The 13,485-nt window shown below is 73.6% G+C and carries 18 protein-coding genes; 10 read left to right on the top strand and 8 right to left on the bottom strand.

Annotated elements, in window-relative coordinates:
* The first annotated feature begins 325 nt into the window (after nt 1–325).
* The 3 genes from ACHZ99_RS21010 to ACHZ99_RS21000 all read left to right on the top strand — a co-directional run bounded on the left by ACHZ99_RS21010 (nt 326) and on the right by ACHZ99_RS21000 (nt 2,608).
* Complete coding sequence (locus ACHZ99_RS21010; RefSeq protein ID WP_420306214.1) at nt 326–643, top strand: DUF6412 domain-containing protein; 318 nt, start codon at nt 326–328, stop codon at nt 641–643.
* A 237-nt stretch (nt 644–880) separates the two neighbouring features.
* Entirely contained in the window at nt 881–1,702 is an 822-nt protein-coding gene (locus ACHZ99_RS21005) for a YidC/Oxa1 family membrane protein insertase (RefSeq protein WP_420306213.1), read from the top strand.
* 48 nt (nt 1,703–1,750) lie between these two features.
* Nucleotides 1,751–2,608, top strand: a complete 858-nt coding sequence (locus ACHZ99_RS21000; RefSeq protein WP_420306212.1) for a fumarylacetoacetate hydrolase family protein — start codon at nt 1,751–1,753, stop codon at nt 2,606–2,608.
* A 68-nt stretch (nt 2,609–2,676) separates the two neighbouring features.
* On the opposite strand, the gene rdgB is transcribed toward ACHZ99_RS21000, so the two are convergent.
* Genes rdgB through rph form a run of 3 tightly spaced genes read right to left on the bottom strand, consistent with a single transcriptional unit; the run spans nt 2,677 to nt 4,435 of the window.
* Entirely contained in the window at nt 2,677–3,294 is a 618-nt protein-coding gene (gene rdgB / locus ACHZ99_RS20995; protein ID WP_420306211.1) for an RdgB/HAM1 family non-canonical purine NTP pyrophosphatase, read from the bottom strand.
* Complete coding sequence (locus ACHZ99_RS20990; RefSeq protein WP_420306210.1) at nt 3,291–3,677, bottom strand: hypothetical protein; 387 nt, start codon at nt 3,675–3,677, stop codon at nt 3,291–3,293. Before ACHZ99_RS20990 ends, rdgB begins: the two co-directional genes overlap by 4 nt.
* The gene (gene rph / locus ACHZ99_RS20985; protein ID WP_420306209.1) at nt 3,677–4,435 is read right to left on the bottom strand and encodes a ribonuclease PH; all 759 of its coding nucleotides are present in this window, start codon (nt 4,433–4,435) and stop codon (nt 3,677–3,679) included. The genes ACHZ99_RS20990 and rph overlap by 1 nt, the downstream gene beginning before the upstream one ends.
* A 149-nt stretch (nt 4,436–4,584) precedes the next feature.
* Here rph and ACHZ99_RS20980 point away from each other — a divergent pair, with 149 nt between their 5' ends.
* Entirely contained in the window at nt 4,585–5,529 is a 945-nt protein-coding gene (locus tag ACHZ99_RS20980) for a GNAT family N-acetyltransferase (RefSeq protein ID WP_420306208.1), read from the top strand.
* A gap of 133 nt (nt 5,530–5,662) precedes the next feature.
* Here the strand turns inward: ACHZ99_RS20980 and ACHZ99_RS20975 are convergent, their stop codons facing one another.
* Nucleotides 5,663–5,896: a glucose PTS transporter subunit EIIB gene (locus ACHZ99_RS20975; protein WP_420306207.1), complete on the bottom strand. Its 234-nt coding sequence runs from the start codon at nt 5,894–5,896 to the stop codon at nt 5,663–5,665.
* A 292-nt stretch (nt 5,897–6,188) separates the two neighbouring features.
* Here ACHZ99_RS20975 and ACHZ99_RS20970 point away from each other — a divergent pair, with 292 nt between their 5' ends.
* Nucleotides 6,189–7,376, top strand: coding sequence for a PTS transporter subunit EIIC (locus ACHZ99_RS20970; RefSeq protein WP_420306389.1), 1,188 nt, complete (start codon nt 6,189–6,191; stop codon nt 7,374–7,376).
* A 39-nt stretch (nt 7,377–7,415) separates the two neighbouring features.
* Here the strand turns inward: ACHZ99_RS20970 and ACHZ99_RS20965 are convergent, their stop codons facing one another.
* Nucleotides 7,416–8,168 carry an MBL fold metallo-hydrolase gene (locus ACHZ99_RS20965; protein ID WP_420306206.1) on the bottom strand — a complete coding sequence of 251 codons (753 nt, stop codon included), beginning with the start codon at nt 8,166–8,168 and terminating at the stop codon, nt 7,416–7,418.
* 199 nt (nt 8,169–8,367) lie between these two features.
* On the opposite strand from ACHZ99_RS20965, the gene ACHZ99_RS20960 reads away from it, so the two are divergent.
* The 5 genes from ACHZ99_RS20960 to ACHZ99_RS20940 all read left to right on the top strand — a co-directional run bounded on the left by ACHZ99_RS20960 (nt 8,368) and on the right by ACHZ99_RS20940 (nt 10,944).
* Entirely contained in the window at nt 8,368–8,856 is a 489-nt protein-coding gene (locus tag ACHZ99_RS20960; RefSeq protein ID WP_420306205.1) for a type II toxin-antitoxin system PemK/MazF family toxin, read from the top strand.
* 66 nt (nt 8,857–8,922) lie between these two features.
* Nucleotides 8,923–9,375 carry a Mov34/MPN/PAD-1 family protein gene (locus ACHZ99_RS20955; RefSeq protein ID WP_420306204.1) on the top strand — a complete coding sequence of 151 codons (453 nt, stop codon included), beginning with the start codon at nt 8,923–8,925 and terminating at the stop codon, nt 9,373–9,375.
* A 66-nt stretch (nt 9,376–9,441) separates the two neighbouring features.
* Nucleotides 9,442–9,576: a putative leader peptide gene (locus tag ACHZ99_RS20950; protein ID WP_420306203.1), complete on the top strand. Its 135-nt coding sequence runs from the start codon at nt 9,442–9,444 to the stop codon at nt 9,574–9,576.
* 139 nt (nt 9,577–9,715) lie between these two features.
* Nucleotides 9,716–9,994, top strand: coding sequence for a MoaD/ThiS family protein (locus ACHZ99_RS20945; protein ID WP_420306202.1), 279 nt, complete (start codon nt 9,716–9,718; stop codon nt 9,992–9,994).
* Nucleotides 9,994–10,944 (top strand): PLP-dependent cysteine synthase family protein, encoded by a 951-nt coding sequence (locus ACHZ99_RS20940; protein WP_420306201.1) that lies wholly within the window; start codon nt 9,994–9,996, stop codon nt 10,942–10,944. Before ACHZ99_RS20945 ends, ACHZ99_RS20940 begins: the two co-directional genes overlap by 1 nt.
* A gap of 128 nt (nt 10,945–11,072) precedes the next feature.
* Here ACHZ99_RS20940 and ACHZ99_RS20935 read toward each other — a convergent pair whose 3' ends face one another.
* The 3 genes from ACHZ99_RS20935 to clpS all read right to left on the bottom strand — a co-directional run bounded on the left by ACHZ99_RS20935 (nt 11,073) and on the right by clpS (nt 13,485).
* Nucleotides 11,073–12,506: an amino acid permease gene (locus ACHZ99_RS20935; protein WP_420306200.1), complete on the bottom strand. Its 1,434-nt coding sequence runs from the start codon at nt 12,504–12,506 to the stop codon at nt 11,073–11,075.
* 71 nt (nt 12,507–12,577) lie between these two features.
* Nucleotides 12,578–13,177, bottom strand: coding sequence for a DUF2017 domain-containing protein (locus ACHZ99_RS20930; RefSeq protein ID WP_420306199.1), 600 nt, complete (start codon nt 13,175–13,177; stop codon nt 12,578–12,580).
* The gene (gene clpS, locus ACHZ99_RS20925; protein WP_027754315.1) at nt 13,177–13,485 is read right to left on the bottom strand and encodes an ATP-dependent Clp protease adapter ClpS; all 309 of its coding nucleotides are present in this window, start codon (nt 13,483–13,485) and stop codon (nt 13,177–13,179) included. The genes ACHZ99_RS20930 and clpS overlap by 1 nt, the downstream gene beginning before the upstream one ends.

Below are 13,485 nucleotides of genomic sequence, written 5' to 3'. Positions count from 1 at the left end.
GCAGGCACCCGCCCGCCGCGCCCGCGCGGCACGGACCGTACCCCCTCCGCAGCCCCGCACCGCAGGCACCCACCCGCCGCGCGCGGGCGGCACGGGCCGTACCCCCTCCCCGGCCCCGCCGCGGACACCCACCCCCGCGGCACGGGGCCGCCCGCCCCGCCCGCTCCGCGCGCCCGCGGGCCCGGTCCGGCGCGCCCCACCCGTCACGGACGTGCCCCCGCGCCCGCGCGCACACCCCGCCCGCCGGGGGCCCGGGGCGGGTTACGATGCGCGCGGGCGTACGTACGCCCCGTCCGGAACGGCGACGCGAAGGAGGACGGCCCCGATGCTGCTGCGCATCCTCGGCGCCGCCGCCCGCGGCCGCGCGCTCGCCGTCGCGCTGCTCCTTCTCGTCGCGGACGTCGTCCTCGACGAGACCGGCGTCGCCACCGGCCTCGCCGGCGCCGCCGCCTCCGCCGCGCTGACCCTGCTCGCCGCGCTGGCCTGCGTCGCCGCCGCCGTACCGCCGCCGTCGCCCGCGCGGATCCGTACCGCCCTGCGCGAACGCGCGCTGCGCACCGCCTTCCTGCCCCAGCGGGACCCCGCCGCCGCGGGCCGCCCGCGGCCCCGAGCGCCCGGACGCGGGCTGCCGACGGCCGTGTAGGCGCCCCCCGGCGCAGCCCGCCCGCGGTTCGCAGCCCGTAGCCCGCAGCTCACAGCCCTTCCCGGCGACCGGACGGCCCTGACGTCCCCCGACGTCCCCCGACGTTCCCGGGCCTCCGCTGCCCGCTCCTCCGCTCCCCGCTGCCCGCCGTCCCGCGCTGCCGCCCGCAGGGCACCCCGCACGGCTCGTCACTCCGCCGCCCCTCATCCGGCCCGACGAGACCCGTGGAGTCCCTCCATGTCCGTATTCGGCACGCTCTCCTCGCTCCTGTCCACGCTCGCAGACGCCCTCGACCCGCTCTTCGGCGACTCCGCCACCGCCGCCGCGATCATCGTCTTCACCTTGTTCGTACGCCTCGCACTGCACCCCCTCGCCCGTGCCGCCGCCCGCGGCGACCGCGTGCGCCGCGACCTCGCGCCGCGGGTCGCGGAGATCCGGCGCCGGCACCGGGACGACCCCGAGCGGCTGCGCCGGGCGCTCGCCGAGACGTACGCGGACGCGGGCGCCTCGCCGCTGGCGGGCTGCGGGCCGATGGTGGTGCAGATCCCGGTGTTCATGGTGATGTACCGGCTCTTCACCGGGCACGACCGCGACCTGCTCACGCACACCCTGCTCGGCGCCCCGCTGGGCGGCCGGTGGTCCGACGCGCTCGCGGACGGCGGGGTGTTCGGGGCGCACGGCATGGTGTACGCGGGGTTGTTCGCGGTGATCGCGGCGGTGGCGGCGTACACGTTCCGGCACAGCCGGCGGATGACGGCCGGGCGCGGGGCGGCAGCGGAGGCCGTACGACCGGCGGCGACCGATGAGAACGGGCCGAGCGGGAGGCGGCCGGGGAAGGGGCGCGGGGCTGAGCCCGTGCCGCCCGCCGGACTCCCCGGCCCGGCCGCGGGGGCGGTCCGCTGGCTGCCCCTGCTCTCCTTCGGCACCCTCGTCACGGCGGCCCTCGTGCCGCTCGCCGCGGGCCTCTACCTGGCGACCACGACCGCGTGGACCGCCGCCGAACGCGCCCTCCTCCACCGCCACCCGGGTCCACGGGCTGAACAAGGTCTTGCGGACTAGACGCGATCAACAGATGATCGATCGACCGCGGAGAGGGGAGTCACCACCATGAAGCTGCTGCGTGTCGGACCGCAGGGGAGCGAGCGCCCGGCCCTGCTGGACGCCGGAGGGACCCTGCGGGACCTCTCCGGGGTCGTGTCCGACGTGGACGGAGCGCTGCTGTCCGACGACGCGGCCCTCGCCCGCGTGCGGGACGCCGCCGCGGCCGGCACGCTGCCGGCGCTCGACGCCGAGGGCCTGCGGACGGGGCCGCCGGTGGGCGGGATCGGCAAGATCGTGTGCATCGGGCTGAACTACCACGACCACGCCGCCGAGACCGGCGCGGCCATCCCCGCGGAGCCGATCCTCTTCATGAAGGCCCCGGACACGGTGGTGGGCCCCGACGACACGGTGCTCGTGCCGCGCGGCAGCGAGAAGACGGACTGGGAGGTGGAGCTGGCGGTGGTCATCGGCCGTACCGCCCGCTACCTGGAGTCCGACGCGGACGCGCTGGCCGCCGTCGCCGGCTACGCGGTGGCGCACGACGTCTCCGAGCGCGAGTTCCAGATCGAGCGGGGCGGGCAGTGGGACAAGGGCAAGAACTGCGAGACGTTCAACCCGCTGGGCCCGTGGCTGGTGACGGCCGACGAGGTGCCGGACCCGCAGGCCCTGGGGCTGCGGCTGTGGGTGAACGGTGAGAAGCGGCAGGACGGCACGACGGCGGACCAGATCTTCCCGGTGGCGCACGTGGTGCGGTATCTCAGCCGGTTCATGACCCTGTACCCGGGCGACGTCATCAACACCGGCACGCCGGCGGGCGTCGCGATGGGCCAGCCGGAGCCGAAGCCGTACCTGCGGGCGGGCGACGTGGTGGAGCTGGAGATCGACGGGCTGGGGCGGCAGCGCCAGCAGCTCGGCGCCGCGTAGCGGCGGGTGGAACGTGCCGCGGGCGCCGCCGGAGGGTTTCCGGCGGCGCCCGCGGCGTGCTGCGTCCCTCAGTCCCCGAGCAGCTCCCGCACGACCGGGGCCAGCGCGCGGAACGCCTTGCCCCGGTGGCTGATCGCGTTCTTCTCCGCGGGGGTCAGCTCCGCGCACGTACGGTCCTCGCCGAGCGGCTGGAGGACCGGGTCGTACCCGAAGCCGCCGCTGCCCGCCGGCTCGTACCGCAGCGTGCCCTCCAGCCGCCCCTCCGCGACGCGCTCCGTGCCGTCCGGCAGCGCGAGCGCGGCCGCGCAGGCGAAGTGCGCGGCGCGGTGGCCGGGGCCCACGTCGGCGAGCTGGGCCAGGAGCAGGGCGAGGTTCGCCGCGTCGTCGCCGTGGCGGCCGGACCAGCGGGCGGAGAAGATGCCGGGCGCGCCGCCGAGTACGTCGACGCAGAGGCCGGAGTCGTCGGCGACCGCGGGCAGCCCGGTGGCCCGCGCCAGCGCGTGCGCCTTGAGCAGGGCGTTCTCGGCGAAGGTGACGCCGGTCTCGGGCATGTCCGGCACGTCCGGGAAGGCGTCGGCGCCGAGGAGCCGGGCGGCGACGCCCGCCGCGCCGAGGATGGCGCGCAGCTCGGTGACCTTGCCCTCGTTGCGGGTGGCGAGGACGAGGCGGGGGCGGTCGGCGGTCACGGGCTGCAGACGTTCGTCAGCTCGCCGGCGGCGTCGCCCACCGGCCGGAAGTCGGGCACCTCGCCGCGGTCGGCGGCCTGCTGGGCGTTGTCGACGGCCTGTTGCAGGTCGTCGACGGCCTTGCCGACGTCGGCGTCGTCGCTCTTGTCGCCGAAGTCGTCGAGGTTCTGCTCGATCTCGTCGAGCGCGTCCGCGGCGGCCTGCGGGCTCTCGCCCGCGCCGGAGACGGCCTCCTGGAGCCGGTCGACGTCGGCCGCGATCTCGGTCGCGAGCTGGGCGCAGTCTATGGCCTTGTTGACCGCGTCACACGCCCCGGTGAGCGTCACGGCGGCGGCCCCCGCCGCCAGCGCGACGCCCGCGCGGGTCCAGAGCTTCTTCCCCATCACCGGTCTCCCTCCAGTGCCTCGCGCTGCAGCCCGTCCAGCTGCGCGCAGCCGCCGACCGCGAGGTCGAGCAGCGCGTCGAGTTCGGCGCGGGCGAAGGGCTCGCCCTCGGCCGTGCCCTGCACCTCGACGAAGCGTCCGTCGCCGGTGCAGACGACGTTCATGTCGGTCTCGGCCCGCACGTCCTCCTCGTAGCAGAGGTCGAGCAGCGGCACCGAGCCGACGATGCCGACGCTGACGGCGGCCACGGTGCCGGTCAGCGGCGTCGCCTTGGACTTGATCAGCTTGTTGCGGCGGCCCCACGCGACGGCGTCGGCGAGGGCCACGTACGCCCCGGTGATGGCGGCGGTACGGGTGCCGCCGTCGGCCTGGAGGACGTCGCAGTCCAGGACGACGGTGTTCTCGCCGAGGGCCTTGAAGTCGATGACGGCGCGCAGCGAGCGGCCGATGAGCCGGGAGATCTCGTGCGTCCGGCCGCCGATCTTGCCGCGTACGGACTCGCGGTCGCCCCGGGTGTTCGTGGACCGCGGCAGCATCGCGTACTCCGCGGTGACCCAGCCCTCGCCGCTGCCTTTGCGCCAGCGCGGCACACCCTCGGTGAAGCTGGCGGTGCACAGCACGCGGGTGTCGCCGAAGGAGACCAGCACGGACCCCTCGGCGTGCATGCTCCAGCCGCGTTCCAGCGCCACCGGGCGCAGTTCGGCGGGGGTACGTCCGTCGAAGCGGGGGGAGCCTGCGGAGGGCTCGGCAGTAGGCATGGCCCCGACCCTATAGGGCGTACATGAAAGCCCACTCCCCCGTCCCCGCCGCGGGAACAGGGGTGGGCGAAAAGGAGTTTGCGGGGCGGGCCGGGGCCGGATATCCATGAACGGCAGACGTCGCCGCACGGGTGGAGCGTGGCCTGACCGTGAACACGAACGACCTGACCGTACGCCCGCTCTCCGGGCCCGGCGAGCTGGGCCTCTTCTCCCGGCTGCCGTACGTGCTCAACGAGGAGCTGGCGGACGACCTCGCCGCGGGCCGGCGGCGCCCGGAGTGGATGTGGGTCGCGCTGCGCGGCGACCGCCTGGTGGCCCGGGCGGCGTGGTGGAGCCGGGCGGGCGACGAGGCGCCGCGCATGCTGGACATCGTCGACATCGAGGACGACCGGCCCGACGACGACCCGGTGGACATCGGCGTCCGCCTCCTGCGGACCGCGACGGCCGCCACCCTCCCGCCCGGCACCCGCCCGCCGGAGTACGCCCGCTTCGTCCCGCCGGACTGGCGGGACACCCCGGCGGCCAGGCGGGCCGTCGAGAACCGCATGCGGGTCCTCGAAGCGACCGGCGCGAGGCTCTTCGTCGAGCGGCTGCGCCTGGAGTGGCGCCCCGGCACACCGGCCCCCGGGCCCGGCGGCCGCCTCACCTTCCGCCCGGTCCGCGGCGGCACGGAGCTCGTCCCCCTGATGGCCTCGGTCCTCACCGGCACGCTGGACGCCCACGGCCGCGACGACCTGACCCGGATGTCCGCCCACGAAGCGGCCCTCCGGCACTACGAGGACGAGCTGGCCCGCTACCCGACCCCGCGCGAGTGGTGGCGCGTCGCGACCCTCCCCGACGGCACCCCGGTCGGCTTCGTCGTCCCGGCCCGCAACGACTACGGCGCGATCATCGCCTACCTCGCGGTCCTGCCCGCCCACCGCGGCAACGGCTACGTCGACGACCTCCTCGCCGAGGGCACCCGCGTCCTCGCCGCCCAGCACGTCCCCCGCATCCGCGCCTCCACGGACCTCGGCAACACCCCGATGGCGAACGCCTTCCACCGCGCCGGATACGCGAACTTCGAACGCGAGATCAACATGACCTGGCGCTGACGGCCTCCGTACCGAACCCCGCGCCCGGCACCTGCCGACCGTTTCGCCGCGCCGGCCGCGCGGGGGCGGAACTCCCCGGCGTCGTGCTCGACGCCGCGCGGGGCCGGTCGTAGCGCAGGGGGCGTTCCTCCGGCTACAGCATGTCCTCGATCTCGGCGGCCAGCGGGTCCGCGTCGGTGCCGATGACGACCTGCACCGCCGTGCCGAGGTGGACGACGCCGTGGGCGCCGGCGGCCTTCAGGGCCGCGTCGTCGACCAGTGCCGGGTCCGCGACCTCCGTGCGGAGGCGGGTGATGCAGCCCTCGATCTCTTCGATGTTCCCGATGCCGCCGAGGCCGGCGACGATCTTCTCAGCCTTGCTGGCCATGCCACACGCTCCAGGTTTCGTTCATGAGGGCACTGGTCTACTCCATTATGCGCCAGCGCCCACCGTGCACCGACCGTGGTGAGCGCCACAAAGTGGCATGAATCATCCCACCTCCGATGCGATCGGAATTCAGTATTCCGTTATGCTCGCACCGCGTGCTAGAACTGGTCTACACCACTCAAAGGTGTAGACCACCTGCGTTCCGATGGAGGAATGGATGTCCACGGCTTCCGCTTCGGCCGACGCCGGCCAGGCCGGTCAGGCCGGCCAGAGGGGCCGCGGGTCCCGCATCATGGCCAACGCGCAGCGGCTGGGCCGCAGCCTCATGCTGCCCATCGCGACGCTGCCCGCCGCCGCGCTGCTCACCCGGCTCGGCGCCGACGACATGCTGGGCAAGGAGTCCCTGCCGGACTTCTTCAACCGGGTCGGGGAGTTCATGGCCGCGGGCGGCGGCGCGCTGCTCGACAACATGGCGATCCTCTTCGCCGTCGGCATCGCCATCGGCTTCGCGAAGAAGTCCGACGGCTCGACCGCGCTGGCCGCCATCGTCGGCTATCTCGTCTTCAGCAACGTGCTCGGCACGTTCCACGACGACAACACCGACGCCCCGGTCGACGCCGGCGTCCTCGGCGGCGTCGTCATCGGCATCGTTGCCGCGCTGCTGTACCAGCGCTACCACCGCACCAAGCTGCCCGACTGGCTCGGGTTCTTCGGCGGGCGGCGGCTGGTGCCGATCCTCATGTCCTTCGCGGGGCTGGTCCTCGGCGTCGTCTTCGGCTACATCTGGCCGGTCCTCGGCACCGGCCTGCACAACTTCGGCGAGTGGCTCGTCGGCTCCGGCGCCGTGGGCGCGGGCATCTTCGGCGTGGCCAACCGGGCGCTGATCCCGGTCGGCATGCACCACCTGCTGAACTCGTTCCCGTGGTTCCAGACCGGTTCGTACGAGAACTCCGCCGGCGAGACCGTGCACGGCGACATCGCCCGCTTCCTGGCCGGCGACCCGACCGCGGGGCAGTTCATGACCGGCTTCTTCCCGATCATGATGTTCGCCCTGCCGGCGGCCTGCCTGGCGATGTACCACACCGCGCGGCCGGAGCGTAAGAAGGTCGTCGGCGGCATGATGTTCTCCATCGCGCTGACCGCGTTCGTGACCGGCGTGACCGAGCCGATCGAGTTCACGTTCATGTTCATCGCGCCCGTGCTGTACGCGATCCACGCCGTGCTCACCGGCGTCTCGATGGCGCTGACCTGGGGGCTGGGGATGAAGGACGGCTTCGGCTTCTCGGCCGGGGCGATCGACTACCTGCTCAACCTCGGCATCGCGACCAACCCGTGGGGCCTGGCGCTGATCGGCCTGGGCTTCGGGGCGCTCTACTACGTGATCTTCCGCTTCGCCATCGTCAAGTTCAACCTGCCCACCCCGGGCCGGGAGTCGGACGAGGAGATCGAGGAGGAGGAGAAGGCCCAGTACAAGGCGTAGGGACGCGTCCGCGGGGGCGGGGCCGCCGGCCCCGCCCGCTCAGACCTCGTACACCGCGCCCGGGCGCGCCAGTTCCACCGCTCCCGCGTAGACCTCCTTGGCGTCCCGCAGGTTCACCTGCGGGTCCGTCCACGGCGGGATGTGCGTGAGCACCAGCCGCCCCGCCCCCGCCGCCGCGGCGGTCTCGCCCGCCTCGCGGCCGTTGAGGTGCAGGTCCGGGATCTCCTCGCGGCCGTGCGTGAAGGCCGCCTCGCAGAGCAGCAGGTCGGCGTCCGCGCTCAGCCGGGTCAGCGCCCCGCAGGGGCCGGTGTCGCCGGAGTAGACGAGGCTGCGGCCGCCGTGCTCGACGCGGAAGGCGTACGCCTCGACCGGGTGGCTGACCAGGTCGGCCCGCACGGTGAAGGGGCCGATCTCGAACGTGCCGCGCTCCAGCGCCCGGAAGTCGAAGACCTCGCTCATCGACGTCTCCGAGGGGGTGTCCGCGTACGCCGTGGTCAGCCGCTGCTCGGTGCCCTTGGGGCCGTAGACGGGCAGGATGTCGGCGGGGCCGCCGTCGTGGCGGTAGTAGCGCGCGACGAAGTAGCCGCACATGTCGATGCAGTGGTCCGCGTGCAGGTGGCTCAGCAGGATGGCGTCGAGGTCGTACAGTCCGCAGTGCTGCTGCAACGCCCCGAGCGCGCCGTTGCCCATGTCGAGCAGGAGCGCGAACCCCTCCGCCTCGACCAGGTAGCTCGAACACGCGGAGTCCGCGGACGGGAACGAGCCCGAGCAGCCGACGACGGTGAGCTTCATCGGGGAGGGACCTCCGGCACGGTCGGGACGGGGCGACGATGCCCCGCCGGGTCTGCCGAGCGTAAGCCGGGACGGGCCGCAGCGGTCCCCCGCCCATCCCGGTTGTGGGCGGAATCACCAGGATGGCGACGGGGTACGGACCGCGCGCCCACCTGCGCGAGGTCGCCCGCGGGACGGGGGCGGTCCTAGGATCGGGCGCATGGACGCCTCGTGGTGGCCGGCCGTCGCGGCCGTGGTGGTGCTGGCGGTGATCGCCGGGCTGGTCGACAGCTTCGGCCGGGTGACGCGCGCGCACCGGCGGCCGGCCGGGGAGCGCCGCGGGCGGGGCGGGGGCCCGGCGCCGGAGCCGCTGCCGGGCGAGGTGTGGTGGGTGCGTATCCCGTACGGAAACGGGGCCGCGGACGCCGACGGCACCGACAGCACCGGCGGCACCGGCGAGGAGATGCCGTGCGTGGTGCTAAAGACGTCCGGCGAGACCGTGACGGTGGCCCGGATCACCGCCCGGCAGGGGGACGGCCGGCCCGGCGTGGTCCCGCTGCCGCCCGGCTCGGTCGACGACGGCCGGGGCGGCCCCGGCTTCCTGGACACCGACGACCTGCACGAGGTGGGCCGCCGGGAGCTCCGCCGCAGGTCGGGCCCGCTGGACCCGGCGGTGTGGGACCAGGTCCGCTACCTGGCCGACATCTGAGCGGATCCGTCTCAGCGTGCGGGACGTACGAGGCGTGCCCGCCGCGGCCGTGTCATCCTTGCCGCCATGCTGACCATCACGGAGGAGCTCTACGAGCAGATCGTCGCGCACGCCCGCAAGGACTTCCCGGACGAGGCGTGCGGCGTGGTCGCGGGCCCGGAGCCGGCCCCCGCGGACGGCCGCCCGGAGCGCTTCATCCCCATGCTCAACGCCGCCCGCTCGCCCACGTTCTACCAGTTCGACTCGATGGACCTGTACTGGCTCGACCGTGATCTGAGCGACCGGGGCGAGGAGCAGGTGGTGATCTACCACTCGCACACCGCGACCGAGGCGTACCCCTCCCGCACGGACATCGAGCTGGCCCAGGAGCCCGGCGCGCACTACGTCCTCGTCTCCCTCGCCGAGTCCGGCGCCGACGACGGGCCCGTCTCCTTCCGCTCGTTCCGCATCGTGGACGGGGTGGTCACCGAGGAGGACGTGAACGTGGTGGCGTCGTACGGCGAAGTCCCCGCGCACTGAGCCCCGCACGTCCGCATCATGAAACGGCGATCCGGCACGCGGACGGGGAATCGATACGATGAGCCCATGGTTGACCACGACGTGACCTGGAAACCGCCGGGCCGGCAGGTGCTGCTCGTGGTCCGTCTGCATGTCGACCTCTGCCGTCTCGCCAGCGCCGCCTGTCCGGGCGTGCCGCCCCGCGCGGCCGGCCCCGCCTGACGCCCGGCAGCGGCGCCCGGCGCCGGCGCCCGGCACGCGCGCGTGTACGTCCCCCGCCCCCCTGCGGAGCCGCGGCCCGGGCACGCCCGCCGCGATCGCCCCGCAGACCCGACTCCCCGCATCCCACAGGAGCCCCGAAATGGCCATCGAGGTCCGCATCCCGACCATCCTCCGCACCTACACCGACGGCGAGAAGGCCGTGCAGGGCGACGGCACCACCCTGGCGGAGCTGATCGACGACCTGGAGTCCCGGCACACCGGGATCCGCGAGCGCCTGGTCGACGGCGCCGACCTGCGCCGCTTCGTCAACGTCTACCTCAACGACGAGGACGTCCGCTTCCTCGACGGGATCTCCACCAGCCTCGCCGACGGCGACAGCGTGACGATCCTGCCCGCGGTCGCCGGCGGCGCCGTCTGATGCGCTACGACAGCCCGCTCGCGGCCGTCGGCAACACGCCCCTGGTCCACCTGCCGCGCCTCTCCCCCTCCCCCGAGGTGCGGATCTGGGCGAAGCTGGAGGACCGCAACCCCACCGGCTCGATCAAGGACCGCCCCGCGCTGTTCATGATCGAGCAGGCCGAGAAGGACGGCCGGCTCACCCCCGGCGCCACGATCCTGGAGCCCACCTCGGGCAACACCGGTATCTCGCTGGCCATGGGGGCGAAGCTCAAGGGCTACCGGATCGTCTGCGTGATGCCGGAGAACACCAGCGCGGAGCGCCGCCAGCTGCTCGCCATGTGGGGCGCGGAGATCATCTCCTCCCCGGCCGCCGGCGGCTCCAACACCGCGGTGCGGGTCGCCAAGGAGCTGGCCGCCGAGCACCCGGACTGGGTGATGCTCTACCAGTACGGCAACCCCGACAACGCCGGCGCGCACTACGCCGGCACCGGCCCCGAGATCCTCGCCGACCTGCCCTCGATCACCCACTTCGTGGCCGGTCTCGGCACCACCGGCACCCTCATGGGCGCCGGCCGCTACCTGCGCGAGCAGCGCCCGGACGTGCGGATCGTGGCCGCCGAGCCGCGCTACGACGACCTCGTCTACGGGCTGCGCAACCTCGACGAGGGCTTCGTCCCCGAGCTGTACGACGAGTCGGTGCTCACCACCCGCTACTCGGTCGGCTCCGAGGACGCCGTCATCCGCACCCGCGAGCTGCTTCAGGAGGAGGGCATCTTCGCGGGCGTCTCCACCGGCGCGTCCCTGCACGCCGCGATCGGCGTGGGCCGCAAGGCGGTACGGGCCGGGGAGCGCGCCGACATCGCGTTCCTCGTCGCGGACGGCGGCTGGAAGTACCTGTCGACGGGCATCTACACCGCCGCGACCACGGAGGAGGCCGTCGCCGCGCTGCAAGGCCAGCTCTGGGCGTAGCCGCCCCGTTCCGTACGTACGCGCCACCCCCGCCGCGACGCGGGCGGTGGCGCGGACGCGTGGGCCCGGGCACGCGCGCGTACCCCCGCCCCCGGCCACGCGCGCGTGCACCCGCGGCCCGCCGCGGCCTACGGCGTCCCCGCGTACTCCGGCGCCGGCTCCCCGCCGCGCGCCCCGGCCCGGCGGCTCACCGCCCAGCCCGCCGACAGCAGCACCGCCCACCCGGCGCCCACGTACAGCGAGACGCGGGTGTCGGCGTCCAGCGCGGTGAGCACGGTGACGAAGGCCAGGAACGCCAGCGCGAGCCAGCTGCACGCCGTCCCGCCGGGCGCAGGGAACGAGGACGCCGGCAGCCGGCCGGCGACGACCTCGCGGCGGTAGCGGATGTGGCTGACGAGGATCATCGACCAGGTCCAGATGGCGGCGGCGGTGGCCACGGACATGACGTACCCGAACGCCTTCTCCGGCACCAGGTAGTTGAGCACCACGCCGACCGACATGACGACCACCGACACGGCGATGCCCGCGGCCGGCACCCGGCGGGGGCTCAGCCTGCCGAGGAGCTTCGGCGCCTCGGAGTTGGCGGCCAGGTCGCGCAGCATGCGGCCGGTGGAGTACATGCCGGAGTTGCAGGACGACAGCGCGGCGGTGAGGACGACGAAGTTGACGATGCCCGCCGCGAGCGGGATCCCGATCCTGCCGAAGGCCGCGACGAACGGGCTGACGCCGGCGCTGAACTCCGTCCACCGCACCACCGAGAGGATGACGATCAGCGAGCCCACGTAGAAGGTGACGATCCGCCAGGGCAGCGTGTTGATCGCCTTGGGCAGGGTCTTCTCCGGGTTCGCGCTCTCGCCCGCGGTGACGCCGACGAGCTCGACGGCGAGGTAGGCGAACATCACGCCCTGGAGGGTCATGAGGCTGTCGCCGACCCCGTTTGGGAAGAAGCCGCCGTGGTCCCAGAGGTTGGCGGGGGTGGCGGTGGCGCCGGCGTCGGAGAAGCCGAGGGTGAGCACGCCGACCCCGATGACGATCATGCCGATGATCGCGGTGACCTTGACCATCGAGAACCAGAACTCCAGCTCGCCGAAGATCTTGACCGAGATCAGGTTGACGCCGAAGAGCAGCAGCAGGAAGCCCAGCGCGCTGACCCACTGCGGGACGCCGGGCCACCAGTAGTTGATGTAGATGGCGGCGGCGGTCAGCTCGGTCATGCCGGTGACGGCCCACATCAGCCAGTACGTCCAGCCCGTGACGTAGCCGAAGAACGGGCCGAGGAACTCGCGCGCGTACTCGGCGAAGCTGCCCGAGACCGGACGGTAGAGCAGCAGTTCCCCGAGCGCCCGCATGATGAAGAAGATGACGACGCCCGCCACCGCGTACATGAGGATGAGGCTGGGCCCGGCCCTCTCGATGATCTTGCCGGCGCCGAGGAAGAGGCCCACCCCGATGGCGCCGCCGATGGCGATCATCTGGACCTGGCGGCTGCCGAGCCCGCGCTCGTAGCCCTCCTCGGAGGTGGCGGCCGCACGACCGCCCTGAGGGGCCTTCGCAGTGGTCATCCGGAGTTGCGCCCTTTCCGTGCGGTCCCCGACCGCACGTTTACCACGCGAAAAGGGCGATTATGTGCGTATTACTGCAACAGTGTCTCGATCAGGGTCTCCTGGAGCCCGCCCAGCCACAGGTACGCCATCACCATCGGCTTGCGCTCGTCCTCGTCCGGCAGCCGGAAGAGCACCTCGCCGTCGTCGTCGTCCCGGATGTCGAGCCGCGCGCCTATGGCCAGCCGCAGGTCGTTGAGCGTCCCGAGCCACTGCCGCGACTCCTCCGGGCCGACCTTGAGCACCGCGCCGCCCTCGCCCTGCACGGTCAGCGAGTCGAGCCCGCGGACGACCGCCAGGGCGCTCTCCCGCTTGCTCTCCCGCAGGTCCGGCTCGGTGTAGCGGCGGAACTCCGCCGAGCGGGCCCGCTCCGTGTCGTCCGGGCCCTTGCCCGGCTCGCCGTACGCGTCCGGGAAGAGCCGCGCCAGCGCCGGGTCGGACGGCGGCTTGCTGGGACCCTCGGCGAAGAGCGCGTCCAGCGGGTCGGCGGCCGGCTCGGCGTCCGCGGGGGCGTCGCCGGGGCCGATCAGCTCCAGCAGCTGCACGGTCAGGGTGCGCAGGATGGAGATCTCCAGCTCGTCCAGGGCGACGGCCGCGCCGCCGCCGGGGACCGCCTCGAAGTGCCCCGCCATCAGCGGTCCTGCGCCAGGGTGGCCCACAGGCCGTAGCCGTGCATCGCCTGCACGTCCCGCTCCATCTCCTCGCGGGTGCCGCTGGAGACGATGGCCCTCCCCTTGGTGTGTACGTCCATCATGAGCTTGCGTGCCTTCTCCCTGGGGTATCCGAAGTACGCCTGGAAGACGTACGTCACGTAGCTCATGAGGTTCACCGGGTCGTTGTGGACGATCGTCACCCAGGGGACGTCCGGTTCAGGCACCGCCGCGGGTGACTGGGACTCGACGGTCTCCGGGCGCTCGATCTCCGTGGGTGCGACGCTCAC

Origin of the sequence: Streptomyces sp. MAR4 CNX-425, from assembly GCF_048656465.1 — a bacterium.
Classification (GTDB): Bacteria; Actinomycetota; Actinomycetes; order Streptomycetales; family Streptomycetaceae; genus Streptomyces.
The sequence above is the reverse complement of the archived record's forward strand: the minus strand, read 5'-3'. Positions and strand labels throughout refer to the sequence as shown.

What these genes read in the sequence shown, in the direction of transcription:
- ACHZ99_RS21010 (WP_420306214.1), top strand. Translation starts at nt 326, where the DNA reads ATGCTGCTGCGCATCCTCGGCGCCGCCGCCCGCGGCCGCGCGCTCGCC.
- ACHZ99_RS21005 (WP_420306213.1), top strand. Translation starts at nt 881, where the DNA reads ATGTCCGTATTCGGCACGCTCTCCTCGCTCCTGTCCACGCTCGCAGAC.
- ACHZ99_RS21000 (WP_420306212.1), top strand. Translation starts at nt 1,751, where the DNA reads ATGAAGCTGCTGCGTGTCGGACCGCAGGGGAGCGAGCGCCCGGCCCTG.
- ACHZ99_RS20990 (WP_420306210.1), bottom strand. Translation starts at nt 3,677, where the DNA reads ATGGGGAAGAAGCTCTGGACCCGCGCGGGCGTCGCGCTGGCGGCGGGG.
- rph (WP_420306209.1), bottom strand. Translation starts at nt 4,435, where the DNA reads ATGCCTACTGCCGAGCCCTCCGCAGGCTCCCCCCGCTTCGACGGACGT.
- ACHZ99_RS20975 (WP_420306207.1), bottom strand. Translation starts at nt 5,896, where the DNA reads ATGGCCAGCAAGGCTGAGAAGATCGTCGCCGGCCTCGGCGGCATCGGG.
- ACHZ99_RS20970 (WP_420306389.1), top strand. Translation starts at nt 6,189, where the DNA reads ATGGCCAACGCGCAGCGGCTGGGCCGCAGCCTCATGCTGCCCATCGCG.
- ACHZ99_RS20965 (WP_420306206.1), bottom strand. Translation starts at nt 8,168, where the DNA reads ATGAAGCTCACCGTCGTCGGCTGCTCGGGCTCGTTCCCGTCCGCGGAC.
- ACHZ99_RS20960 (WP_420306205.1), top strand. Translation starts at nt 8,368, where the DNA reads ATGGACGCCTCGTGGTGGCCGGCCGTCGCGGCCGTGGTGGTGCTGGCG.
- ACHZ99_RS20955 (WP_420306204.1), top strand. Translation starts at nt 8,923, where the DNA reads ATGCTGACCATCACGGAGGAGCTCTACGAGCAGATCGTCGCGCACGCC.
- ACHZ99_RS20950 (WP_420306203.1), top strand. Translation starts at nt 9,442, where the DNA reads ATGGTTGACCACGACGTGACCTGGAAACCGCCGGGCCGGCAGGTGCTG.
- ACHZ99_RS20945 (WP_420306202.1), top strand. Translation starts at nt 9,716, where the DNA reads ATGGCCATCGAGGTCCGCATCCCGACCATCCTCCGCACCTACACCGAC.
- ACHZ99_RS20940 (WP_420306201.1), top strand. Translation starts at nt 9,994, where the DNA reads ATGCGCTACGACAGCCCGCTCGCGGCCGTCGGCAACACGCCCCTGGTC.
- ACHZ99_RS20935 (WP_420306200.1), bottom strand. Translation starts at nt 12,506, where the DNA reads ATGACCACTGCGAAGGCCCCTCAGGGCGGTCGTGCGGCCGCCACCTCC.
- ACHZ99_RS20930 (WP_420306199.1), bottom strand. Translation starts at nt 13,177, where the DNA reads ATGGCGGGGCACTTCGAGGCGGTCCCCGGCGGCGGCGCGGCCGTCGCC.